Genomic DNA, 22,825 nt, shown 5'->3' on the forward strand with positions numbered 1-22,825 from the left:
GGCGGCAGGACCTATCATCGTTTTTCGCCCTGATCCGGAACCCCACGCGTTGGCCTTACTGACCCGACTTCAATCGTTCGCCCGCACCGCGTGGCCGTGGGTGCGGGTGCCGTTCTGGATCGGCATGGGCCTGTTCTTCGGCTTCCTGCTGCCGTACACGCTGATCCTCAACAAGCGCGTGCAGGACCGCTTCAACGACCTGGTGTTCGCCGTGCCCACCCGCGTCTATGCGCGGCCGCTGAAACTGGCGCCGGGCGTGGCGATGACGCCCGCCGCGCTGGAGCTGGAGCTGACCTTCGCCGGCTACAGCAACGACGGCAAGGGTGAGGTGGCCGGCCGCTGGGCGAAGCAGGGCACGCGCTACACGATCGCCTCGCGCGGCTATGCCGGGCCGGACGGCGGCGAACTGCCCAAGCGCATCCGCGTGACGCTGGGGCGCGGACAGGTGGGCTCGCTGGTGGATGCCGACAGCGGCCAGCCGATCAAACTCGCCCATCTCGATCCCGCACGCATCGCCACGGTGTACGGCGCGCAGCAGGAAGAGCGGCGCATCGTGCGTCTCGCCGACGTGCCGCCGCTGCTGGTCAGCGGCCTGCAGGCGGTGGAGGATCGCGACTTCAAGCACCACATCGGTCTGGACTTCACCGCCATCGCGCGCGCGGCGTTCGCCAACCTGCGTGCCGGCCACACCGTGCAGGGCGGCTCCACGCTGACCCAGCAGCTGGTGCGCAACCTGTTCCTGGATCGCAACCAGAACTTCACCCGCAAGTTCAACGAGGCGATCCTCTCGCTGCTGATCGAGGCGCACTATCCGAAGTCGCGCATCCTCGAGGCGTACATCAACGAGGTGTTTCTCGGCCAGCGGGGCAGCCAGGCGGTGCACGGCTTCGCGGCGGCGGCGGAGTTCTACTTCGGTCGCCGGCTGGAGGAGCTGCGGCCGCAGGAAATCGCCCTGCTGGTGGGCATGGTGAAGGGGCCGAGCTACTACGATCCGCGGCGCTATCCCCGGCATGCGCTGCAGCGGCGCAACCTGGTGCTGCAGCAGTTCCAGCAGACCGGCCTGCTCGACGCCGCGCAGGCCCGCGCGGCGCAGGCCGCGCCGCTGGGCATTGCCCGGAACGCGCAACTGCCGCACAACCGTTTTCCCGCCTTCATGGACCTGGTGCGCAGCCAGATCACCGCCGACTTCGACGACGACACGCTGCGCGCCGGCAACCTGTCGATCTTCACCACGCTCGATCCGGCCGCCCAGCTCTACGCCGAGCAGGCGGTGACCCGCACGATGAAGGCGCTGGGCAGGCGCGGCGATCCGCTGCAGGCCGCCGGCGTGGTCACCGATGCGCATACCGGCAGCGTGCTGGCGGTGATCGGCAGCAAGATCCCCGGCGACACCGGCTTCAACCGCGCGATGGACGCGCAGCGCCCGGTCGGTTCGACGATCAAGCCGTTCGTCTACCTGGTGGCGCTCACCGATCCCTCGCGCTGGAACCTCGGCACGCTGCTCGACGACGGCCCGATCAGCATGCGCCAGCCCGACGGCTCGATGTGGGAGCCGCACAACGACGACAATCAGAGCCACGGCATGCTGCCGATGGTCGACGCGCTGGCGCACTCGTGGAACCTCGCCACCATCCATCTGGGGCTGGAAGTGGGCCTGCCGCGCATCAAGGCATTCCTCGAATCGTTCGGCTTCACCGACATCAACCCCAGCCCGTCGCTGCTGATCGGCGCGCAGGACATGGCGCCGCTGCAGCTGACCCAGCTGTACCAGTACCTGGCCTCCGACGGCCACGCGCTGCCGCTGCTGGCGGTGCGCGGCGTGCTCGACGGCAACGGCCGCACGATCAAGCGCTACGAGGTGCAGCAGGGGCCGGGCGAATACCAGAGCGCGGTGCGCCTCACTACCTGGGCAATGCAGCAGGTGGCGCTGTCCGGCACCGCGCACTCGATCGGCGACTCGGGCCTGGCCTGGCTCAACGCCGCCGGCAAGACCGGCACCAGCAACGACACGCGCGACAGCTGGTTTGCCGGCTTCACCGGTGACCGCCTGGCGGTGTTCTGGATCGGCCGCGACGACAACAGGCCCACCGGCCTGTTCGGCGCCACCGGCGCGCTGCGCGTGTGGCGCGATCTGTTCGCCAGGCTGCCCACGCGTCCGCTGTCGGCCGATCCCGGCCCCGGGCTGGAGCTGGCGTGGATGAATCCGTCCGACGGCAAGCGCACCGACCCGCAGTGCGAGGGGGCGCGCCAGTTTGCCGTGGTGGCCGGCAGCCTGCCGCCGGATACCGAGGGTTGCTTCTGGCAGCGCATCGGTGATTTCTTCGGCGGCGGCCACGACCATCCGCCGCCGCCCAATCCCGCTCCCGTGCCGTAGATCCCATGTCCGTGCGTCGTTCCCTGCGTTTGCTGGTTTCCGCGTCCGCCATCGTGCTGGGCGGCTGCGCCCTGTTCGCCGCGCCGCCACCGCCCACGCCGGCCCGCGCGCCGCGGCCGAACTACGATCTGGTGGCCTCGATCCGCGCGGCCGGCGCGCGCGAACAATCCATCATCGACGTGACCCCGCTGCGCGATCCGGCGGTCGCGACGCTGCAGGAAGGAGCACGGGCGGACGAGCGCGCCGGCCGCTACCCCGCCGCCGCCGCCAAGCTCGACCAGGCGCTCAGGCTCAGCCCCGAGTCGCCCGACCTGCTGCAGGATCGCGCCGAGATCGCCGTGCGCATGCGCGATTTCCCGCTGGCCGAAAAGCTGGCGCAGCAGTCGTGGTCGCTCGGCCCCAGGCTCGGCCCGCTGTGCGCGCGCAACTGGCAGACCGTGGTGGAAATGCGCCTGCAGGCCGACGACCGCGCCGGTGCCGCCAGCGCACGCAAGTGGATGCAGACCTGCCACAAGGCCGGCGTCAACCGCTACTGAAAGGTTCTGCCCACCGGTTTGTCTCGTGCTCTTCGCAAGGACGCCAGAGTGGGCCGTTGCCCTTGTCGAACCGGTAGCTCGGGCGTCGTGTGGTGGTCATCGACACCGTCGGGCTGTCGGGGCTGAAGCCCCTCCCACAGCGTTCCGCATGGTTTTGATCTTGTGGGAGCGGTTTCAGCCGCGATCGAATCTCCCCTGATTCGACGGAGCCGGCCTCTCGTCGCACAACCTACCCTCCGCCATACTTGGCGGATGATCGATCCCGATGACGCCGCGTCCGACGACGTCGGCGCGCTGCTCGGCGCCGACGGTCCGTTCGCCCGCGAGCTGCCCAACTTCGCCGCGCGCGCCGCGCAGCAGGACATGGCGCGCGCGGTGGCGCACGCCATCGCCGAGCGCGAGACGCTGATCGCCGAGGCCGGCACCGGCACCGGCAAGACCTTCGCCTACCTGGTGCCGGCGCTGCTGTCCGGGGCGCGGGTAATCGTCTCCACCGGCACCAAGGCGCTGCAGGACCAGCTGTTCTTCCGCGATCTGCCGCGGGTGCGCTCGGTGCTCGGCAGCCGGCTGAAGACCGCGCTGCTGAAGGGCCGCGCCAACTACCTGTGCCTGTACCGGCTCGACCAGACCGTGCGCGACGGCGGCAGCGTGGACGCGGTGCAGGCAAACCAGCTCGCCGCCATCCGCGCCTGGTCGGCGCGCACGCGCCACGGCGACCGCATGGAGCTGGCCGAGGTGCCGGAGGAATCGCCGCTGTGGCCGCGGGTCACCTCCACGCCGGAGAACTGCCTGGGGGTGGAGTGCGCGTTCTACGACGACTGCCACGTGGTGAAGGCACGGCGCGAGGCGCAGGAGGCCGAGGTGGTGGTGGTGAACCACCATCTGCTGTTCGCCGACCTCGCGCTCAAGCAGGAGGGCTTCGGCGAAATCCTGCCCGGCGCGCAGGCGTTCATCCTCGACGAGGCGCACCAGGTGCCGGAGCTGGCCGGGCAGTTCTTCTCGCAGAGCGTGAGCGCCCGGCAGCTGTCCGAACTGGGCCAGGACACGCTGGCCGAATGTGCCGGCATCACCGGCGCAGTCGGCCTGCTGCTGGAGCCGGTGGAAGCGCTGCAGGGCGCGCTGAAGAAGCTGCGCGCGGCGATGGAGTCGCTGCCCGCGCGCGGCCCGTTCGCCGAGCTGGAGCGCCGCGCCGCCGTGCGCGACGGCCTGCGCGAGGTGAGTGAACTGGTCGCCACGCTGTCCGACCAATTGGCCTCGCAGGCCGAGCGCTCGCGCGGCTTCGCCAACGTCTACGAACGCTCGCTGGCGATCAGCGAGCGGCTGGGGCGCATCGTCGAAGGCCAGGCGGGGGAGGCGCGCGGGCAAGATGTGCGCTGGTACGAGCTGTTCCCGCGCGGCTTCGCCATCCACGCCACCCCGCTGGACCTGGCCGCGCCGCTGCGCGCGATGCGCGAGCGCACCCGGGCGGCGTGGATCCATACCTCGGCCACGCTGTCGGTGGGCGGCGACTTCGGCCACTTCGCGCGCCAGCTGGGGCTGGACGATCCGCAGACGCTGAGCCTGGAAAGCCCGTTCGACTATGCGCGCCAGGCGCTGTGCTACCTGCCGTCCGGGCTGCCCGATCCGGCCGCGCGCGACTACACCGACCGGGTGGTCGAGGCCGTGTTGCCGGTGCTGCAGGCGTCGCACGGTCGCGCATTCCTGCTGTTCACCTCGCACCGCGCGCTGCGCCGCGCCGCCGAGTTGCTGCGCACGCGCGTGCCGTGGCCGCTGTTCGTGCAGGGCGAGGCGCCGCGGCACCGGCTGTTGGAGCAGTTCCGCGCCAGCGGCCACGGCGTGCTGCTGGGCGCGGCGAGTTTCTGGGAAGGTGTGGACGTCGCCGGCGAGGCGCTCAGCGTGGTGGTGATCGACAAGCTGCCGTTCGCCGCCCCCGACGATCCCGTGCTGCAGGCCCGGCTGGAAGCGCTGGAGCAGGCCGGCATCAATCCGTTCATGGCCTGGCAGGTGCCCAGCGCGGCGATCGCGCTCAAGCAGGGCGCGGGGCGGCTGATCCGCGACGTGCGCGATCGCGGCGTGCTGGTGCTGTGCGATCCGCGATTGATGAGCAAGGGCTACGGCAAGCTGTTCCTCGCCAGCCTGCCGCCGATGCCGCGCACGCGCGAACTGGGCGATGTGCGTGCGTTCTTCGCGGCGCCGGCGGCGGGCGAGGATCTATAGCAGCCTGTCGGACCTTTTGCTCGGCCGTACTGCGTGCGTTCCGGCAGGCTTGCACTTCGGGATCGCCATGGCCGAGTCGAATTCCTCGGAGTCGTCGGCCGTTGCAGCCGAGCGCCACGGAAGGGTCGGTGAGGCGCTGGACTTTCCGGCCTGCAGGCATCCTCAATGCCGTCATACCCGCGAATGCGGGAATCCATTGTGCTTTTGCGGTAGAGCCAAATGGATTCCCGCGTTCGCGGGTATGACGCCGAGAAATTGACGGGAGTCGCGGGTGTCGTGGCAGAGGGCGCGTCGCGGATGACATCGACGCCCAAGCGGTATCGCGACGTGCTGCTGCCGGCGTCCGCACCAGCGCCATCGTGTGGACGCCGTTCGCGCAGGGCACCGGTTATTTCGGCGACCCGGCGCAGCCGTTCATGCTCAATTTCCGGGTGGACGATCTCGATGCGCTGCTGGCCCAGCTGCGTGCGGCCGGCGTCTGGGTGGACGAGCAGCGCGAGGACGGCGAATACGGCCGCTTCGGCTGGATTCGCGATCCGGAAGACCATCGCGTCGAGTTGTGGCAGCCGCTGGGATAAGCTCGGGCGTCGTCGTACGCAGCCGCGTTGCAGACGGTCGCGCCGGCGCTTGGTGCAGTGCAAGGTACATACGTATTCAGGTCGAGCCGGCGCCGACGGCGTCGCAGAATCGGCGGGACTTCAACATCAGGGGTGGGAACACACGATGGCAACGACTGAAACCACGGCGGACGCCGAACAGCACGCCACGCTGCGCGTGGTGGTGATCGCGGCGGCCGCCGCGCTGGGCGGCTTCCTGTTCGGCTTCGACACGGCGGTAATCAACGGCGCGGTGGATGCCGTGCGTGGCGCGTTCGCCCTCAACGCGGGCGAGATCGGCATCACCGTCTCGTGCGCGCTGCTCGGCTCGGCCGCCGGTGCCTGGTACGCCGGTCCGCTGGCCGACCGCTTCGGCCGCGTGCGCACCATGCAGGTGGCGGCGCTGCTGCTGGCGGCCAGCGCACTCGGTTCGGGCCTGACCTTCAGCGTGTGGGATTTGATCCTGTGGCGCGTGGTCGGCGGCGTCGGCGTGGGCATGGCGTCGGTGATCGCGCCCACCTACATCGCCGAAGTCTCGCCAGCGCGGGTGCGCGGGCGGCTCGGTTCGATGCAGCAGCTGGCGATCGTGCTCGGCATCTTCGTCGCCTTGCTCAGCGACGCCTGGCTGGCCGGGGCGGCCGGCGGTGCAGCGAACAAGTTCGCGTTCGGTCTCGCGGCGTGGCGCTGGATGTTCCTGGTGGCGGTGGTCCCGGCTCTGATCTACGGCGCGCTGGTGCTCGGCCTGCCGGAGTCGCCGCGCCACCTGGTGGCCAAGGGCCGGCTGGCCGAGGCCAAGGACGTGCTGCGCCAGGTGCTGGGCATGAGCAGCGACAGCGCGCTGGACAAGAAGGTGGACGACATCGCGCATAGCCTGAAGGTGGAATACCGCCCGCGCCTGCGCGACCTGCGCGGTCCGGCGGCGGGTCTGCTGCCGGTGGTGTGGGTGGGCATCCTGCTGTCGGTGTTCCAGCAGTTCGTGGGCATCAACGTGATCTTCTACTACTCGTCCACGCTGTGGCATTCGGTGGGCTTCAGCGAGGCCGACTCGTTCACCATCACCGTGGCCACCTCGGTGGTGAACGTGCTGGTGACCCTGGTGGCGATCGCGCTGGTCGACAAGATCGGCCGCAAGCCGCTGCTGGTGGTCGGCTCGGCCGGCATGGCGCTCACCCTCGGCGTGATGGCGTGGTGCTTCTCGCAGGCGACCGGCAGCGGCGCCAACCTGGTGCTGCCGCACTCGGTGGGTCCGGTGGCGCTGGTGGCGGCCAACGCCTACGTGGTGTTCTTCGGCCTGAGCTGGGGTCCGATGGTGTGGGTGCTGCTGGGCGAGATGTTCCCCAACCGCATCCGCGCGATCGCGCTGGCGGTGGCGGCCTCGGCGCAGTGGCTGGCCAACTTCGTGATCAGCTCCACCTTCCCGGCGCTGGCGCAGATCGGCCTGACCTTCGCCTACGGCCTGTATGCCGCCTTCGCGCTGATCTCGCTGTTCTTCGTGCTCAAGGCCGTGCGCGAGACCAAGGGCATCGAGCTGGAAGACATGCAGGGCTGAGGCACGCGCTCTTGCAGGATCGGGCCGGCGCGCCTGCGTCCGGCCCGATATCGTCATCGCGCCCGCGGCGCACCGCCCGGGCGCAGCCATCCGGCCGCGCTGTCATGCCCGTTCCGCCGATGCGAGAATGCGCGCATGAACCTGCTTGCGATCGAAACTTCCACCGAATCGTGCTCCGTCGCCCTCGTGCATGGTGAGGAGGTGATCGCGCGCAGCGAACTGGCGCCGCGCCGCCACGCCGAACTGGTCTTGCCGATGGCCGATGCGCTGCTGGCCGAGGCCGGCATCGGACGCCACGCGCTGGACGCGGTTGCCGTAGGCCGCGGGCCGGGCGCCTTCACCGGCGTGCGACTGGGCGTGTCGCTGGCGCAGGGCATGGCGCTGGCGCTGGACGTACCTGTGGTGACGGTGTCCTCGCTCGCGGCGCTGGCGCTGGAGGCGCCCGACGACGACAGCGACGCGGCCATCCTCGCCGTGATCGACGCCCGCATGGGCGAGCTCTACGTGGCCTGCTACCGACGCGATGGTCTTTGCGGCCTGATCGCGCTAGACGACGAGCGGGTCGTCACCGCCGAGTCGCTGCTGCTGCCTCCCAGCGATGCCTGGCATGTGGTCGGCAGCGGCTGGGCGACCTACGCCGAGGTGCTGGGCGAACGGCTGGCCGGACGCGTCGTGCGATCGGCGCACGGCGATCGCTTTCCGCAGGCCGCGCACGTGGCGAGCCTCGCGGTGCGCGAGTGCGCCGCCGGTCGGGCGCAGGCGCCCGAGCTGGCGCTGCCGGTGTACCTGCGCGACAAGGTGGCGTTGACGCTGGCGGAGCAGGGCAAACGCTGACTCCGTCTCTGCCTGCCGCCCGTTGACAACAACATGTGCCATAGGCTTTCGGACACACTTGGCCAAAAGTCAGCTAAACGCTCGCTCCATCATCCATGACCTGCTCAGTTCCATGACGAATCGGGCTTGCCCCCATCATGACGGTCACCGCAACGACACCACCACCCGGCATGGCCTGTTAGTCGGATGGCTGCGACGCGTTGACCTTGGTCATGTAGAGCGTGAGCGGTTCGATGTCCGAGTCCAGGAGCGGTGCGCCGTAAACCTTGCGCATCTTGATGATCTCGCTACGCCACTCCGCTTCCGACAGCTTGGGCTGGAGCAGCACCATGTCGGCGGAGTGACAGATCAGGCATTTGCCGGACAGCTCGGAACCCGGGCCGGATGGAAATTGAGCCGTACTGACCGGGAGATCCACGCTGACCGAATGAATCGCGATCGGTGCCGGCCGCGCGTGCTCAGCGCCGATGGCACCTGCCGTCAGGGTTGCCAGCGCGATCGCGGTGCCGAGTATGTGCAGCTTCTTCATGACGATCTCCTCAGACCACGGTGACCTTGATCGATTCGATGACGTTGCGCATGTATCCACCCGGATTCCAGTTCGCGGTGCTCGGCTGCACCACGCCATCGCTGTTGACCGCCTTGACCATCAGTTCCTTTTCGCCCTTGGACGAAGGCGTGAACTGGGCGTTCCAGCGCCGGAAACTGTACTTGCCGTAGTCCTCTTCTAGTGCGGCCTCCTTCCAATGGGCACCGCCATCGCTGGACCACATGACCTTGGCCAATCCGGTATCGCCGCCGAAGGCGATGCCGCGCACGGCGACGGCATGACCGGCCGGAACCTGACTGCCGTCACTGAGATTGGTAATGAACGAGCGCGGCACCAAGCGGTTGATCGGCACCGTTTTGAATCCAGTCTGGCCGGGGTTGACGCTGGCGTGGGGCGTGTCGGGAATGCGGTAGGCCGTAGCCATCCAGAAGTTGTCGTCAGGCTTGTCCAGCACCTCGACGTCGTTGAGCATCTTGACCCAGTACGTGGCAAACCAGCCCGGTACCACCAGGCGTGTGGGAAAGCCATTGAGTAAGGGCAGGGCCTCGCCGTTCATGCCGTAGGCAATCATCACCTCGCCATCACGCGCATGATCCAGGTCAAGCGATTTCAGGAAATCGGGCGTGCCCGGCAGGGTGCCGCTGTCCATGCCGTTGAAGCGGACCTGCACCGCACCAGGCTTGACGCCCGCCCGGTCGAGCACGTCCTTGAGGCGTACTCCAGTCCATTTAGCACAACCCATCGCGCCGTTGCCCCACTGGCCCCCGGCGACGCGCGGGTTGAACAGACCGCGCGAGTTGCCCGAGCACTGGTTGACCGCAGCCAGCTCAACCGGCTCGAACTCGGTCATCAGCTGTTTCAGGCTCAGAGGCTGTGAAAAAACCCCAGCTGTCGGCCGTCGCATGAGAAAATAGCGGCACGGTGACATAGGGGGTAGGCGATGATGGCGAAGGTCGGCGAACTGTTTGAAGATCTTCCCATACCGGAGCCGGTGGTGAAGGCGGCGGTGGTGTTACCGGCGCGCGTACTGACGCCCAATCGCAAGCAGGTCGAGCTGCGGCCAAGCGACCTGGAAAGCCTGCTGGCGGAAGACCACACAGCGCGACTGGTGGGGGGCTATGTCGAGCGGCAGGACCTGTCGGCGCTGTATCGCCAGATCAAAGCACTGGAAGGCGGATCGGGGCGCAGCGCCATCGCCCCGGAGATTCTGCTGTCACTGTGGTTGTACGCGACCTTGGAAGGTGTCGGCAGCGCCCGCGCCCTGGCGCGGCTGTGCGAATCGCAGGACGCCTATCGCTGGTTGTGTGGTGGGGTGCGCGTCAATCACCACACGCTGTCCGACTTCCGCGTCGGTCAGGGTGACTTTTTGGATCAACTGCTGACAGCGAACGTCGCAAGCCTGCTGGCCTGCGGGGCGGTGACGATGAAGCGGGTGGCGCAGGATGGCATGCGGGTGCGGGCACATGCTGGCGCTGCCTCATTCCGTCGCAAGGCGCGACTGCAGGAATTTCACGACCAGGCGCGGCAGCAAGTCGACGCGCTCAAGCGCGAAATCGCCGACGATCCCGACGCGACGAACCGGCGCCAGCAAGCGGCCCGGCAGCGGGCGGCGCGCGAACGCGAGCAGCGCATCGCGCAGGCCCTGAACCGGCTGCCGCAGATGGAAGCGATCAAACAGGCCCAAGGCAAACCCACGGACCGTGCGCGGGCATCGACCACCGACGCCGAAGCGACCGTGATGAAGATGGCTGACGGCGGCTTCCGCCCCGCATTCAACGTCGAGCTGGCCACCGACACGGCCAGCCAGGTCATCGTCGGCGTCGACGTGGTCGACACGGGCAGCGACCTGGGTCAGATGGTCCCGATGGTCGAACAGATCGAAGCACGTCACGGTTGCCGCCCGCCAGAGATGCTGGTGGATGGCGGTTTCGCCAAGCATGAAGCCATCGAACACCTGGCGCCAGCCACCACCGTGTATGCGCCCGTCCAGCACCCCAAAGACAAGACGCGCGATCCGTATGCAGCACGCCCGGGCGACAGCCCGACCATCGCCGCCTGGCGTGAACGCATGGGCACCGACGAGGCCAAGACGATCTACAAAGAGCGCGCGGCCACGGCCGAATGCGTCAACGCGCTCGCACGCAACCGCGGCCTGCTCCGCTTCAACGTACGCGGTCTGGCCAAGGTCAAGTGTGTCGCGCTGTGGTACGCGCTGGCACACAACCTGATGCGAGGACTCGCACTCGCGCGCCCGCTGTCTGCGGAGCCTGTCTGAAGTTGCATTGGACGGGCTCCAGCGCCGTCGGACGCTTTGAATCGCGCACTTGCGGTCCTTTGGGACCGTTGGGAACCCTTCAAAAGATCACACCCCGTCATTCGCTGCTTTACGGCGAGCCGCCGGCCTCCCCGGCGCAACCACGCTTTTCGCTCCCCATTGCGAATTTTTCACAGCCTCTCAGCGAAAGGGGTTTGTCGGTGTGCCCGTGCACTTTCAGTCGAAACGCATCGGCGTCGACTGTCGTGGGTACGCTGGGCAGGTGCCAACGGACGTAGAAGCGATTGTTGGGCGTGAACACGCCGTGGTCAAAGACGTCGAACGGCGTTTCAAGCAGAGGCGAGCGGTCACGCAGAAGCAGCATGGGGCCCTTTTGCGGAAACGCGCTGGTGATCTCTCGCTGACCATTGGCAAAAGGCAGGCGGATGGTGTTCGTTGCTGCTGCCAGCGCGGCACCGCTGCCCAACAATCCAGCCGAGCCGACCAGGCCGGCCGTTTGCAGAAAGTGTCGGCGCGAACTTGCGCTGGAATCGAGTTCATCGGTCATGGTTGCTTCCTCATCGCTACGGGCTCATCGCTACGGGCTCATCGCTACGGGGCCTCGGCCTGGCACGGTGTAGCACTGGCGTCGAAAGCTGCCAAGGCTTGATCGACAGGCTTGATCGACATTTTGTTCAAGTAAGAAGCTTTTCCTGAGTGTATGCGTTGCTAAAACACTCTCCTGAGAGTATGCGATGCGTAGACGCGACCACGCGAGTTTTGTCGTCGCGATCCCTCGATCCGGGCTCTCACATTTGACCGATGGCCAACTGCACCAGCAGGCTGCTCACAGACACTGCCACCCATACGCCCAGTCCGAGCAAGATCGGACGCATGCCGGTGGAGGCCATGCGGCGCAGGTTGGCCGACAGGCCCACCGCGGTCAGCGCCACCACGATCAGGAACTCGGCGGCCTCGTGCAGCGGCGCCTGCAGCGCTGCGGGCACGAAGCCGGCCGAGCGCACCGCCGAGGCGACCAGGAACCACGCGATGAACCACGGGAAGATGCGCGACAGCCTGAAGTCGCCGCCGCCGCGGCGCTTCTCGCGCACCGCCACGGCGATCGCCAGCACGATGCACACCGGAATGATCAGCGTGGCGCGGGTCAGCTTGACGATGGTGGCGAAGTCGCCGGCGGCGCGGCTGTAGCTGTAGCCGGCGGCGACCACCGACGAGGTGTCGTTGATCGCCGTGCCGGCCCACATGCCGAAGCCGAGGTCGGACAGGTGCAGCAGGTGGCCGAGCAATGGGAACAGCAGCACCGCGACCAGGTTGAACAGGAAGATGGTGGAGATCGCGAACGCGGTGTCGTGTTCGTCCGGGCGCAGGATCGGCGTCACCGCGGCGATCGCCGAGCCGCCGCAGATCGCGGTGCCCACGCCGATCAGGATCTTCAGGTCGTCGTGCACGCGCAGCCAGCGCCCCAGCGCCCAGGCGGCGACGAACGCCACGCTCATCGTCACCAGGGTGACCGACAGCGACTGCAGGCCGGTCCTGGCCACCTGGTCCAGGCTCAGCCCGAAGCCCAGCGCGATGATCGACCACTGCAGCACCTGCCTGGAGGCGAACTGGATGCCGGGACGCAGCCGCGTCGGCAGGCTGATCGCGTTGGCGATGACGATGCCCAGCACGATGCCGATGACGGGGCCGCCGATCAGGGTGAAGCGCCGCCCCAGCGCGAAGGCGGCCGCGGCGATCAGCACCGTGAGCAGCAGGCCGGGCAGGCGGGCGGCAAGGTGGTGCACCACGGAAGCAGGTGCATCGGCGGCGGCAGCGGGGGGGTGGGACATGGCGCGGGCCGGTGGGGACAGGACGTCATCATCGGTCCATCGATGCATCAGGAAAACTTCGAATATCTTATTTGGCCTATAAGATGTGCTGATGATCAACATCAGTCCGCGCCAGCTCGAAGTGTTCGTGCACGTGGCCACGCGGGGCAGCGTGCGCGCGGCAGCCGGGCAACTGCATCTCACCCAGCCCGCCGCCAGCATGGCGCTGCGCGACATGGAGCACCAGCTCGGCGCGCCGCTGTTCGACCGCGAACGCGGGCGCTTGCACCTCAACGCGCGCGGGCGCGAGCTGCTGCCGCTGGCGCAGGAACTGCTTGAGCGCTATGCCGAGTTCGGCCGGCGCGGCAAGGATGATGCAACGCTCGGCGGCGAGTTGCGCATCGGCACCAGCAACACGGTGGGCAATTACCGCGTGGGCGAGCTGCTCGGCGGCTTCGTCGAGGCGCACCCGCAGGTGACGGTCCGCCTGCGCGTGGCCAACACCGAGACGATCGCCGCGGCGATGCTCGATCACGGCCTCGACGTGGGCTGCGTGGAGGGGCCGGTGACCCACCCGCAGCTGGAAGTGCGCCCCTGGCGCGTGGACAGCCTGGTAGTGTGCGCGCGCCCGGACCATCCGCTGGCGCGTCGCCGTCGCCTGGCTGCCGAACACTTCGCCGGCGCGCGCTGGGTGCTGCGCGAACCGGGTTCGGCCACCCGCGTGCTGAGCGAGCGGGCGCTGGGCCAGCTGCCCGGCGGCGAGACCGTGCTGGAGCTGGACCAGATCGAGGCGATCAAGCAGGCGGTGGTGGCCGGTCTGGGCATCGCCTGCCTGCCGGCGGTGGCGATCAGTGATGCGGTGGCCGCCGGCCGCTTGAAGGTACTCAGGACGCCGTTCCTCGACCTGGAGCGCCGGCTGTCGCTGCTGGTACATCGCCAGCGCTACCGCAGTGCGGTGCTGGAGGCGTTCCTGCGGACGCTGTGACCGTTCGCCGGAACCGGTGCGCGGTCAGGCGGGCAGGGCGGTATCGAGCGTGGCCAGCAGCGCCTCGACCTGTTCGTGGGTGTGCGCACGGATCAGCCGTGGTGCCAGACGCCGCAGTTCGCTGCGATCCAGCTCGCCGAGGCGGTCGCGCACCTGCAGGATCTGGCTGGGGTGCATGCTGAACTCGCCCAGGCCCAGCGCCAGCAGCAGCGCGGTGAAATGCACGTCGCCACCGATCTCCCCGCACAGGCTCACCGGCTTGCCGACCCGGCGACCGGCGCTGATGACGTGGCAGATCAGCCGCAGCAGGGCCGGGTTGAGCGGGTTGTAGACGTTCTCCAGCGCGTCGTTGCCGCGGTCGGCGGCCAGCACGTACTGCGCCAGGTCATTGGTGCCGATGGCGAGGAAGTCGGCGTGTTCCAGCAGCGCGCGCACGTTGATCGCCGCGGCGGGCACCTCGATCATCGCGCCCAGCGGCAGCTTCTCGGGCAGGTCGACGCCTTCCTGCTTGAGCTCCTGCCGGGCCAGCTTGAACAGCGTGCGCACGGCGATGATCTCGTCCGGCTGGGTGATCATCGGCACCAGCACGCGCATCGGGCCGTAGCAGGCGGCGCGCAGGATCGCGCGGATCTGCGTGGTGAACACCGCCGGATGGCGCAGCGACAGGCGCACGCCGCGCACGCCCAGCGCCGGGTTGTCCTCGCCGCGCAGGGCGATGCCGGCCGCATCGGCCTTGTCCGCGCCCAGGTCCAGCGTGCGGATCGTCACCGGCAGGCCGCCCATGCCCATCACCAGGTCGCGATAGGCAACGAACTGCTCCTCCTCGCTGGGCAGCCCCTTGTGGCGCAGGAACAGGAATTCGGTGCGGTACAGGCCCACGCCGTCGGCGCCACGCGCACGGGCCATGGCCACGTCGGTGGCCGATTCGGCATTGGCCAGCAATTTGATCTCCACGCCGTCGCGGGTGCGCGAGGGCGCGTTGGCCAGCTTGGCCAGGCGCCGGCCTTCCAGCGCCGCCTCGCGCTGCCAGGCGCGGTAGCGCGCCAGGTCCTGCGCGGTGGGATGCACGATCGCCTCGCCCTGCTCGGCGTCGAGCAGGATCAGGTCGTCGTCGCAGATGATCGACAGCGCGTCGCGCGTGCCCACCAGCATCGGCAGGTCCAGGCTGCGCGCCAGGATGGCGCTGTGCGAGTAGGGGCTGCCCGAACTGGCGACCACGCCGAGCAGGCCGTGGCCGGCCAGGTGTGCCATGTCGCCCGGCGCGATGGTGTCGGCGATCAGGATCTCGCCCACGCGCGCGGCCAGCTTGCGCTCCTCGGCGGTGGTCTGGCGCTGCAGTGCGGAGATCACCCGGTTGATCACCTGGTCGACATCCTCGCGCCGGCTGCGCAGGTAGGGGTCGTCCATCGCCTCGAACACGGCGGCGATGCGGTCGCGCTGCTTCTTCAGCGCGGCGCCGGCGCGGTAGTGGCCGATGCGGATCATGTCGTCGAGCCCGCGCAGCATCTCCGGATCGTCCAGCAGCAGGGTGTGCGCGTCGATGAACTCGTTCACCTCGCGCGCCAGCGCGCCGTGAAGCTTGGTGCGCAGCTCGCGCAGCTCCTGCCGGGCGGTGTCCAGCGCCAGGTGCAGCAGTTCCAGTTCGGCGTCGACCTCGTCTTCGCCCAGCGGACGGTTGTCCACCGCGTAGCGGCTCGGCTGCACGAGGCGCGCGCGGCCCAGGCACATGCCCCGGGCGGCGACGGTGCCGGGCAGGCTCTGCCTCATGCGTGGCCACCATCGCCGGGGATGGGCGCGCCTGGCGCGGGCAGGACGCGACTGCGCCTGCGCGTCATCGTCGCCGCCCCCGGTGTTTGCGCCTGCGGTGTGTTCGTCCCTGCGTTCATCTCATCCGCCCTCGTCGAATTTGCGCTCGAACAGGTCGATGACCGCGTCCAGCGCGGTCTGTTCGTCCGGGCCGTCGGTCCGCACGGTCAGCGTGGTGCCGATGCCGGCCGCCAGCATCATCACGCCCATGATGCTCTGGGCATTCACCTCGCGCCCCTTGCTGATCAGCCACACGGTGGACTTGAAGCCCTGCACCAGCTGCACCAGCTTGGCCGAGGCGCGCGCGTGCAGGCCGAGCCGGTTGGATACCACGATTTCTTTTTCAAGCATGGTCGATGAAGATTCCTCCGCGGCCACCGCTGGCGGCGATTTCCACCAGTTCGTCCAGCGGCTTGTCCGCATAGTTGAGCACGCGCAGCAGCATCGGCAGGTTGAGCCCCGACACGCAGCGCAGATGGACCCCGAGCGAGGCCAGCGACAGCCCGATGTTGCACGGCGTGGCGCCGTAGAGATCGGCCAGCACCAGCACGCCCTCGCCCTGGTCGAGCTCGCGGGCGTGGCGGGCGGTGAGCGTACGCATCACCTCCGGATCGGCCTGCGGCGGCACTTCCACCGCGTCGACGCACAGCGGCAGTTTGGGCATCACGTGCAGCGCGGCGGAGATCAGCGCCTTGCCGACGGCTTCGTGGGTCATCAGGAGTACGCCGACGCTCACCCCGTCACTCCAGCTCGCGATGGAAGGTGAGCACGCCGTCGCGCCGCGCGCGGAAATGCGTGGCGAGCTGCTCCACCAGGTAGACCGAGCGGTGGCGACCGCCGGTGCAGCCGATCGAGACGGTGACGTAGCTGCGGTCGTCCGCCTCGAAGCGCGGCAACCAGTCCTCCAGCCAGCGCACGGTGTCTGCGAAGTATTCGCCCACCAGCGGATCGGCGTCGAGGAACTCGCGCACCGGCACGTCCTTGCCCGACAGCGGCCGCAGCCTGGGCTGCCAGTGCGGATTGGGCAGGCAGCGCGCGTCGAACACGAAGTCCGAATCCAGCGGCAGCCCGCGCTTGAACGCGAACGACTGGAACATCACGGTGAGCCCTTCGGTGGCGCGCGCGTAGTCGGTGGCGACCAGCCGGCGCAACTGGTGCACGTTGAGCGTGCTCGAATCGATCACTTTCTCGGCGATGCCCATCAGCGGGCGCAGCAGGCGCCGCTCGGCCGCGATGGCGTCGGCCAGCGACACGTTGCGCATGGCCAGCGGATGGCGGCGGCGGGTTTCGGAGTAACGCTTGATCAGCACCTCGTCGCGGCAGTCGAGGAAGATCAGGTGTACCTGCACGCCTGCGTCGGCGAGCTCGGACAGCACGCTGGGCATGATCTCGATGTCGTGCTCGCGGTTGCGCGCGTCCACGCCCACCGCGATGCGCGTCATGCGCTGGCCGCCGCGGTCTTCCAGCACGGCATTCACCAGCCGCGGCAGCAGGCTGGCCGGCAGGTTGTCCACGCAGTAGAACTCGAGGTCTTCCAGCGCGCGCAGGGCGACGGTCTTGCCGCCGCCGGACATGCCGGTGAGTACCGCCAGGTGCACGGCGTTGGCTCCGGCCTGGGCAATCACTGCGGTGTCGTCAGGGTCCACACACGTCACCATGGGGGCAGGCGGCGCATCTGGTGCGCCTGGCGGTCGATGAAGGTCTGCGCCGGATCGAAGCCCTTGCTCTTGAGCGCGTGGTTGCGCACCGCCGCCTCGACCAGCACGCCGAGGTTGCGCCCTGGTGCCACCGGGATGGTGATCATCGGCACGGGTACCTCGAACACCTCGCGATGCCCGATGTCGCCGGTGAGGCGGGTCAGTGCGTCGGTGTCCTCGCCGTCGCGCAGGGGCTTGAGGTGGATCACCAGGCGCAGGTACTTGGACGGCTTGACTGCGGTGTGGCCGAACATCTCGCGCACGTTGAGCACGCCCAGGCCACGTACCTCCAGCAGATCCTGCAGCAGTTCGGGGCAGGTGCCGTCGATCACGTCCGGCGCGATCAGGGTGAATTCGGTGGCGTCGTCGGCGACCAGCCGGTGGCCGCGGCTGATCAGCTCCAGCGCCAGCTCGCTCTTGCCTGAACCGGACTCGCCGGTGATCAGCACGCCGATCGAGAACACCTCCAGGAACACGCCGTGCAGGGTGATGCGCGGCGCCAGCATGCGCGCCAGGTGGTACTGCATCCAGGTCAGCAGTTCATGGCCGCGCTTGGCGCTGATCCACAGCGGGGTGTTGGTTTCCTCGGCCACTTCGCGCAGGTCCGAGGGCACCGTCTGGTCCTTGGTGACGATCAGCGCCACCGGCTGGTAGGCGGCGATCTTGTTGATCGCCTCCCAGCGCTGGCGCGAGTCGAGCTCGTCGAGGTACTTCAGCTCCTCGGTGCCGATGATCTGGATCTTGTTCGGGTAGATGACGTTGAGGTAGCCGACCAGCGAGGGGCGGCGCGTCTGCGTCACGCCGCGTTCCAGCACGCGGCCCTCGCCGCGCATGCCGGCCACCCAGCGCAGCGCCATGCGCTCATGCACGCCATCGAAGAGTTGTCGGGCAGTGAGCCGGTCCACGTCATGGGTCCTTTCGCCGGGCCGGCGGCCGCTGTGGCCGCCGGAGCGCAAGGGCCATTGTGCCAGCTTGTGCCGCGGCGGCGCAGCGTGCCCGGGTCGAACGTGCCCGGGTCGAAACGGGAGCGGCCCGCCGAAGGGGCGGGCCGCGGGTGGATCGTGCCGATGCAGGAGCGGCTCAGCCGTACAGGCGCTCGTCGCGGCGCACTTCGGCCTTGTGCTTGTCGCACACTTTCTCGCGGTGCCTGCGCAACTGGGTCACCAGCTTGTCGAACATCATGTCGATGGAGATGTACATGTCCGGCTCGAAGGCCTCGGCATGGAGCAGGGCGCCGGAGGAGGTATGCAACGTTCCTTCCGCCTTCTGTTGCAGCTTGTCCAGCGAGAGCACCACGGCCAGGCTGGTCAATCGGTCATCGAGGCGGGTGAGGCGGTCGAGCTGGTCGGTGACATGCGCGCGCATGGCTTCGGTGATATCGACGTGCTGGCCGCTGAGTTGGAATTGCATGTTGCGCCTCCTCTGGTACTGCCGCCTTCGCGGCGTGATTCGATGCGTCGGCCGGGCCGCATGCCCGGTGCGCATCCACAGTCATCTGGTGCTGCCCCTTCCGACGCCGTCGCCTCGCCAAGGTTCCGCGGCTGGCGCGAACCGTTCAGCCGGCGCGCTGGCGTTCGCTGGAGCTGGGTATGCGCAGGACCTCCCGGTATTTGGCGACGGTGCGGCGCGCCACCTGGATGCCCTTGCGGTGCAGTTCCTCGGCGAGCGCCTGGTCGGACAAGGGTTTGCGCGGGTCCTCCGCGTCGACGAGTTTGCGCAGCATGGCCTGGATCGCCGTGGACGAGGCGCTGCCGCCGTCCTCGGTGGACACGCCGCTGGAAAAGAAGTGCTTGAGCTCGAATGTACCGCGTGGCGTGTGGATGTATTTGCGCGTCGTCACACGGGAGATGGTCGACTCGTGCATGCCCACTTCCTCGGCCACCTCGCGCAGCACCAGCGGATGCATCGCCTCGGGGCCGTAGTCGAGGAACGCGCTCTGCCGCCGCACGATCGCCTCGGCCACCTTGAGCAGGGTCTCGGCCCGCGATTCCAGGCTCTTGATCAACCACCGCGCCTCCTGCAGCTGTCCGCGCATCCAGCTCGCGTCCTCGCCGCGGGCCTTGGCGATCAGGTTGCAATAGTGCTGGTTAAGGCCGAGTCGCGGCTGGCAATCGGCGTTCAGGCTGACTTTCCAGCGGTTGCCGTCCTTGTAGGCATACACGTCGGGTGCCACGTACTCGACCGGGGTGGCATCCATTGCGGCGCCGGGGCGCGGGTCGAGGCTGCGGATCAGCGCCGAGGCGGCGACCACGTCGTTTTCGTCCGCGCGCAGCTTGCGGGCGAGCTTGCCGACGTCGTTGCGGGCCAGCAGGTCCAGCTCGCCCTCGACGATGCGCAGGGCCAGCTCGCGCTGCGGGGTGGCGGCCGGGTCGAACTGCTCCAGTTGCACGCGCAGGCAGTCGCGCAGATCGCGGCTGGCCACGCCCACCGGGTCGAAGGTGGTCTGCACCCGGCGGCGCACCGCTTCGAGTTCCTCCTCGCTGACCTGCAGCGTGGCCGGCAGGGCCGCCAGCAGGGCTTCGGCGTTTTCGGTGAGGTAGCCGTCCGGATTGAGCGCGTCGATGATCACGGCGGCGATCACGCGCTGGCGCGGGTCGAAGCCGGACAGGTTCAGCTGCCACAGCAGGTGTTCGGCCAGCGTCTCGACGGCCGCGTTCTGCGGTTCGAAATCCTCGTCGCCGCGCGAGCCGCTGCCGCTGCCGACGCTGCTGCCGAGGGAGAAGTCCATCGGCCGCTCGCTGGCGCCGTCGCCGTCGGCCCATTCGGGTGCGTCGCCGGTGTCAGGCTCGTCGCCGGTGCTGCTCGACGTATGGCTGCCGCCTTCGGGCAGGTAGCTGCCTTCGGCTTCCTCGCCTTCCTCGGTCGATTCCGCTTCTTCGGCGAACTCCAGCAGCGGGTTGCCCTCGGCGATCTGGCGCAGTTCCGCCTCGAGCTCCAGCTGCGAGAGCTGCAGCAGGCGGATCGCCTGCTGCAACTGCGGCGTCAGGGTCAGCTGCTGATGGAGGCGGAACTGGAGTCCGGGTTTCATACCGACCGGGGGAGGTGGATCGCGACCCCATCCTAACCCCAGCCCGCGGGGTCGAACAGCCTTGCGGATCGGGATCGGCGCCCCGATAAACGACCAATGGCCACGTGCCGTCCGGGCGGCTCCGGCGGACTCAGAGGCGGAACTCGCGCCCCAGGTAGACCTCGCGCACCTTTTCGTCGGCCAGGATGTGCGCCGGGGTGCCGCGGGACAGCACCTCGCCCTCGTTGAGGATGTACGCGCGGTCGCAGATGCCCAGCGTCTCGCGCACGTTGTGGTCGGTGATCAGCACGCCGATGCCGCGTTCCTTGAGGTGGCGCACGATGCGCTGGATCTCGCCCACCGAGATCGGATCGACGCCGGCGAAGGGTTCGTCCAGCAGCATGTAGCGCGGCTGTGCGGCCAGCGCCCGGGCGATTTCCACCCGGCGCCGCTCGCCGCCGGACAGGCTGATGCCCTTCTGGTCGGCGATGTGGGCGATCTTCAGCTCTTCGAGCAGGTTTTCCTGCTCGGCGGCGCGCTCCCTGGCGCCCAATCCGTCGCGCAGCTCCAGCACCGCCATGATGTTGTCGGCCACGCTCAGGCGGCGGAATACCGACGGCTCCTGCGGCAGGTAACCGATGCCCAGCCTGGCGCGCGAGTGCATCGGCAGGCCGGTGATGTCCTGGCGGTCGAGCTTGATCGAGCCGGCGTCGGCCTCGATCAGGCCCACCACCATGTAGAAGCAGGTGGTCTTGCCGGCGCCGTTGGGGCCGAGCAGGCCCACCACCTCGCCCTGGCGGATGGAGAACCCGAAGTCGCGCACGACCTGGCGCGAGCGGAAACGCTTCTGGAGGCCTTCGGCAGAGAGCATCGATCAGGGCTGCTTGCTGCTGGCGGCCGGTGCCGGTGCGGCCGGCTTTTTCTTCGGCTGGAAGATCATGTGCACGGTGCCGGTGCCGCCGCTCTCGCCGGTCATCTGGCTGCTGGCGGTGTCGTAGGTGAGCTTGTCGCCGTGCGCTTCGCCGCGGCCCTGCTGCTTCACCGAGGCGTGGCCGGTGAGTACCGCGATGCCCTTGAGGTTGTCGTAGTCGATTGTGGCAGCGTCGCCCAGCATCCGGTTGCCGCTGTCGTCCAGCTGCTCGATGTGCGCCGGGCTGCCAGTGAGCACCACACGGCTGATCTGGCTCTGGGCGTCGAAGTAGACCTTGGCCAGCGTGCCGGTGGCCTTCAGCGTGCCCTGCCGGATCACCACGGAGCCCTTGAGCGTGCTGACCGTGTTGGGTTTCTGGAAGCCCTCGAAGTACTTGGCGTCGACCTTCATCGGCTGGTCGCGGTCGCCCTGCTTGGCGACGACCGGGGACAGGGCAAGCAGGCCGCAGGCGGCCAGCAGCCACCGGGCGCTAGCGTTTGCGCGGCGGGAACGTGACATGGACGTCATCGAGCAGCTCCAGGTGTTTGTCGGTGAGGTTGGCGCGCATGCCAACCCCGCTCATTGTAAGGGCGCCTTGCACCAGCCGCGCCGCGGCGGCGGTTTCCATCCGGTTGTCCTTCGGCCAGATGGTCAGGTCGGCGGTGTCGAGCCGGGCGGCGGCGGTGTCGGCGAAGGCGTCGCGGTGCATGTGCACCGGGCCGAGCAGCTTGAGCAGGTCGCCATCCTTGTCGACCCAGCCGTAGAGCGACTCGCCGCGCCAGTCCGGCACGTCCGTCTGATTCGACGGCAGATCGAACTGCGGCGAGTTGATGTATAGCGACTCGTCGCCCTCGCGCCGCTCCAGCTGCGGCGCTTTCACGTTGAAGGCCGGCAGGCCTGCGCGGTCATAGCTGGACAACTGGAAGTTGGTCAGCGTGTAGCCCGAGCGCGGTGGCCCGACGAAATCGTGCCGGCCCGGCGCCGGCGCGGTCCACCACAGCACCAGTTGGGTCAGCCCGGCCAGCAGGCCGATCACCACGATGCCGACGGACAGCCGGCGTTCGCGCAGCCAGGCAAGCCACTTCATTGCCAGCGCGCCAGTTCGGCGTCCGCCTTGCCCTGGGCAAGCAGCAGCAGGTCGCTGACCTCGCGCGCCGCACCCTCGCCGCCGGCGCGGCGGGTCTGCCAGTGCGCCCGCTCGACCACCCACGGATGGGCGTTGGCGGTGGCGATGGCCAGCCCGGCGATGCCCATCGGCGGCAGGTCGGGCAGGTCGTCGCCGGTGAAGGCGACCTGCCCGGGGGCGAGGTTGAGGGCGTCGAGCAGGTCGCGCAGACAGGCGCGCTTGTCGCCCTGGCCCTGGTAGACGTGGGTGATGCCCAGTTCCTCGGCGCGCAGCGCCACGGTGTGGCTGATCCGCGCGGTGATGATCGCCACGTGGATGCCGTGGGCCTGCAGGCGCTTGAGGCCCAGCCCGTCGTGCACGTGGAACACCTTGGTCTCGTGACCGTCCTCGCCGTAGTGCAGACGGCCGTCGGTCAGCGTGCCGTCCACGTCGAACGCGGCCAGACGGATATTTGCCGCGCGGGCGAGCAGGTCGGCGGGGAGGTTGGCGAGGTACGCGGTCACGGCAGTCGCATCGATGGGAAAGTGGGAGGGGCGGGCGGCACCGCGGCCACCC

Annotated in this window: 23 protein-coding genes; 8 read left to right on the forward strand and 15 right to left on the reverse strand. The window is 68.7% G+C overall.

The genetic code is table 11. From position 1 onward, the window contains the following. Nucleotides 1-49: 49 nt before the first annotated feature. The 6 genes from mrcB (at nucleotide 50) to tsaB (ending at nucleotide 8,106) form a co-directional block, all read left to right on the forward strand. A complete protein-coding gene (gene mrcB / locus ACO2Q2_RS01715) occupies nucleotides 50-2,374 on the forward strand; it encodes a penicillin-binding protein 1B (RefSeq protein WP_423254044.1) in 2,325 nt (774 codons plus the stop codon). A gap of 5 nt (nucleotides 2,375-2,379) precedes the next feature. Then, the gene (locus ACO2Q2_RS01720; RefSeq protein WP_423254045.1) at nucleotides 2,380-2,910 is read left to right on the forward strand and encodes a tetratricopeptide repeat protein; all 531 of its coding nucleotides are present in this window, start codon (nucleotides 2,380-2,382) and stop codon (nucleotides 2,908-2,910) included. Nucleotides 2,911-3,162: 252 nt separating this feature from the next. After that, nucleotides 3,163-5,127, forward strand: coding sequence for an ATP-dependent DNA helicase (locus ACO2Q2_RS01725; protein WP_423254046.1), 1,965 nt, complete (start codon nucleotides 3,163-3,165; stop codon nucleotides 5,125-5,127). Between the two features lie 359 nt (nucleotides 5,128-5,486). Further along, nucleotides 5,487-5,705, forward strand: a complete 219-nt coding sequence (locus tag ACO2Q2_RS01730; RefSeq protein WP_423254047.1) for a VOC family protein — start codon at nucleotides 5,487-5,489, stop codon at nucleotides 5,703-5,705. A 145-nt stretch (nucleotides 5,706-5,850) separates the two neighbouring features. Continuing rightward, nucleotides 5,851-7,272 (forward strand): sugar porter family MFS transporter, encoded by a 1,422-nt coding sequence (locus ACO2Q2_RS01735; protein WP_423254048.1) that lies wholly within the window; start codon nucleotides 5,851-5,853, stop codon nucleotides 7,270-7,272. A 135-nt stretch (nucleotides 7,273-7,407) separates the two neighbouring features. Then, complete coding sequence (gene tsaB, locus ACO2Q2_RS01740) at nucleotides 7,408-8,106, forward strand: tRNA (adenosine(37)-N6)-threonylcarbamoyltransferase complex dimerization subunit type 1 TsaB (protein ID WP_423254049.1); 699 nt, start codon at nucleotides 7,408-7,410, stop codon at nucleotides 8,104-8,106. A 178-nt stretch (nucleotides 8,107-8,284) separates the two neighbouring features. Here the strand turns inward: tsaB and ACO2Q2_RS01745 are convergent, their stop codons facing one another. Together ACO2Q2_RS01745 and ACO2Q2_RS01750 are read right to left on the reverse strand one after the other, a co-directional pair. Then, complete coding sequence (locus tag ACO2Q2_RS01745; RefSeq protein ID WP_423254050.1) at nucleotides 8,285-8,635, reverse strand: hypothetical protein; 351 nt, start codon at nucleotides 8,633-8,635, stop codon at nucleotides 8,285-8,287. Nucleotides 8,636-8,645: 10 nt separating this feature from the next. Then, on the reverse strand, nucleotides 8,646-9,584 hold the full coding sequence (locus ACO2Q2_RS01750) for a molybdopterin-dependent oxidoreductase (protein ID WP_423254051.1): 939 nt from the start codon (nucleotides 9,582-9,584) through the stop codon (nucleotides 8,646-8,648). Between the two features lie 12 nt (nucleotides 9,585-9,596). On the opposite strand from ACO2Q2_RS01750, the gene ACO2Q2_RS01755 reads away from it, so the two are divergent. After that, nucleotides 9,597-10,931, forward strand: a complete 1,335-nt coding sequence (locus tag ACO2Q2_RS01755) for an IS1182 family transposase (protein ID WP_423254052.1) — start codon at nucleotides 9,597-9,599, stop codon at nucleotides 10,929-10,931. Between the two features lie 109 nt (nucleotides 10,932-11,040). Here the strand turns inward: ACO2Q2_RS01755 and ACO2Q2_RS01760 are convergent, their stop codons facing one another. After that, nucleotides 11,041-11,478, reverse strand: coding sequence for a hypothetical protein (locus ACO2Q2_RS01760; protein ID WP_423254053.1), 438 nt, complete (start codon nucleotides 11,476-11,478; stop codon nucleotides 11,041-11,043). A gap of 241 nt (nucleotides 11,479-11,719) precedes the next feature. Next, the gene (locus tag ACO2Q2_RS01765) at nucleotides 11,720-12,760 is read right to left on the reverse strand and encodes a YeiH family protein (protein ID WP_423254054.1); all 1,041 of its coding nucleotides are present in this window, start codon (nucleotides 12,758-12,760) and stop codon (nucleotides 11,720-11,722) included. Nucleotides 12,761-12,851: 91 nt separating this feature from the next. On the opposite strand from ACO2Q2_RS01765, the gene ACO2Q2_RS01770 reads away from it, so the two are divergent. After that, complete coding sequence (locus ACO2Q2_RS01770) at nucleotides 12,852-13,724, forward strand: LysR substrate-binding domain-containing protein (protein WP_423254055.1); 873 nt, start codon at nucleotides 12,852-12,854, stop codon at nucleotides 13,722-13,724. Between the two features lie 24 nt (nucleotides 13,725-13,748). On the opposite strand, the gene ptsP is transcribed toward ACO2Q2_RS01770, so the two are convergent. The 11 genes from ptsP to ACO2Q2_RS01825 all read right to left on the reverse strand — a co-directional run bounded on the left by ptsP (nucleotide 13,749) and on the right by ACO2Q2_RS01825 (nucleotide 22,773). Further along, complete coding sequence (ptsP, locus tag ACO2Q2_RS01775; protein ID WP_423254056.1) at nucleotides 13,749-15,491, reverse strand: phosphoenolpyruvate--protein phosphotransferase; 1,743 nt, start codon at nucleotides 15,489-15,491, stop codon at nucleotides 13,749-13,751. A gap of 120 nt (nucleotides 15,492-15,611) precedes the next feature. Then, on the reverse strand, nucleotides 15,612-15,881 hold the full coding sequence (locus ACO2Q2_RS01780) for an HPr family phosphocarrier protein (RefSeq protein WP_423254057.1): 270 nt from the start codon (nucleotides 15,879-15,881) through the stop codon (nucleotides 15,612-15,614). After that, nucleotides 15,874-16,266 (reverse strand): PTS sugar transporter subunit IIA, encoded by a 393-nt coding sequence (locus ACO2Q2_RS01785; RefSeq protein WP_423254058.1) that lies wholly within the window; start codon nucleotides 16,264-16,266, stop codon nucleotides 15,874-15,876. The genes ACO2Q2_RS01780 and ACO2Q2_RS01785 overlap by 8 nt, the downstream gene beginning before the upstream one ends. Before the next feature lie 4 nt (nucleotides 16,267-16,270). After that, the gene (gene rapZ / locus ACO2Q2_RS01790; protein WP_423254059.1) at nucleotides 16,271-17,176 is read right to left on the reverse strand and encodes an RNase adapter RapZ; all 906 of its coding nucleotides are present in this window, start codon (nucleotides 17,174-17,176) and stop codon (nucleotides 16,271-16,273) included. Between the two features lie 5 nt (nucleotides 17,177-17,181). Next, the gene (gene hprK, locus ACO2Q2_RS01795; protein WP_423254060.1) at nucleotides 17,182-18,132 is read right to left on the reverse strand and encodes an HPr(Ser) kinase/phosphatase; all 951 of its coding nucleotides are present in this window, start codon (nucleotides 18,130-18,132) and stop codon (nucleotides 17,182-17,184) included. Nucleotides 18,133-18,307: 175 nt separating this feature from the next. Further along, complete coding sequence (gene hpf / locus ACO2Q2_RS01800; protein ID WP_423254061.1) at nucleotides 18,308-18,637, reverse strand: ribosome hibernation-promoting factor, HPF/YfiA family; 330 nt, start codon at nucleotides 18,635-18,637, stop codon at nucleotides 18,308-18,310. A gap of 145 nt (nucleotides 18,638-18,782) precedes the next feature. Next, nucleotides 18,783-20,255, reverse strand: coding sequence for an RNA polymerase factor sigma-54 (locus ACO2Q2_RS01805; RefSeq protein ID WP_423254062.1), 1,473 nt, complete (start codon nucleotides 20,253-20,255; stop codon nucleotides 18,783-18,785). 130 nt (nucleotides 20,256-20,385) lie between these two features. Next, on the reverse strand, nucleotides 20,386-21,105 hold the full coding sequence (gene lptB / locus ACO2Q2_RS01810; RefSeq protein WP_423254063.1) for an LPS export ABC transporter ATP-binding protein: 720 nt from the start codon (nucleotides 21,103-21,105) through the stop codon (nucleotides 20,386-20,388). Between the two features lie 3 nt (nucleotides 21,106-21,108). Further along, complete coding sequence (gene lptA / locus ACO2Q2_RS01815; RefSeq protein WP_423254064.1) at nucleotides 21,109-21,663, reverse strand: lipopolysaccharide transport periplasmic protein LptA; 555 nt, start codon at nucleotides 21,661-21,663, stop codon at nucleotides 21,109-21,111. After that, entirely contained in the window at nucleotides 21,635-22,231 is a 597-nt protein-coding gene (gene lptC, locus ACO2Q2_RS01820; RefSeq protein WP_423254065.1) for an LPS export ABC transporter periplasmic protein LptC, read from the reverse strand. The genes lptA and lptC overlap by 29 nt, the downstream gene beginning before the upstream one ends. Beyond that, on the reverse strand, nucleotides 22,228-22,773 hold the full coding sequence (locus ACO2Q2_RS01825; protein WP_423254066.1) for a KdsC family phosphatase: 546 nt from the start codon (nucleotides 22,771-22,773) through the stop codon (nucleotides 22,228-22,230). The genes lptC and ACO2Q2_RS01825 overlap by 4 nt, the downstream gene beginning before the upstream one ends. Nucleotides 22,774-22,825 lie beyond the last annotated feature (52 nt).

Origin of the sequence: Dyella sp. KRB-257 (assembly GCF_049445995.1) — a bacterium.
Lineage (GTDB): Bacteria > Pseudomonadota > Gammaproteobacteria > Xanthomonadales > Rhodanobacteraceae > Dyella_A.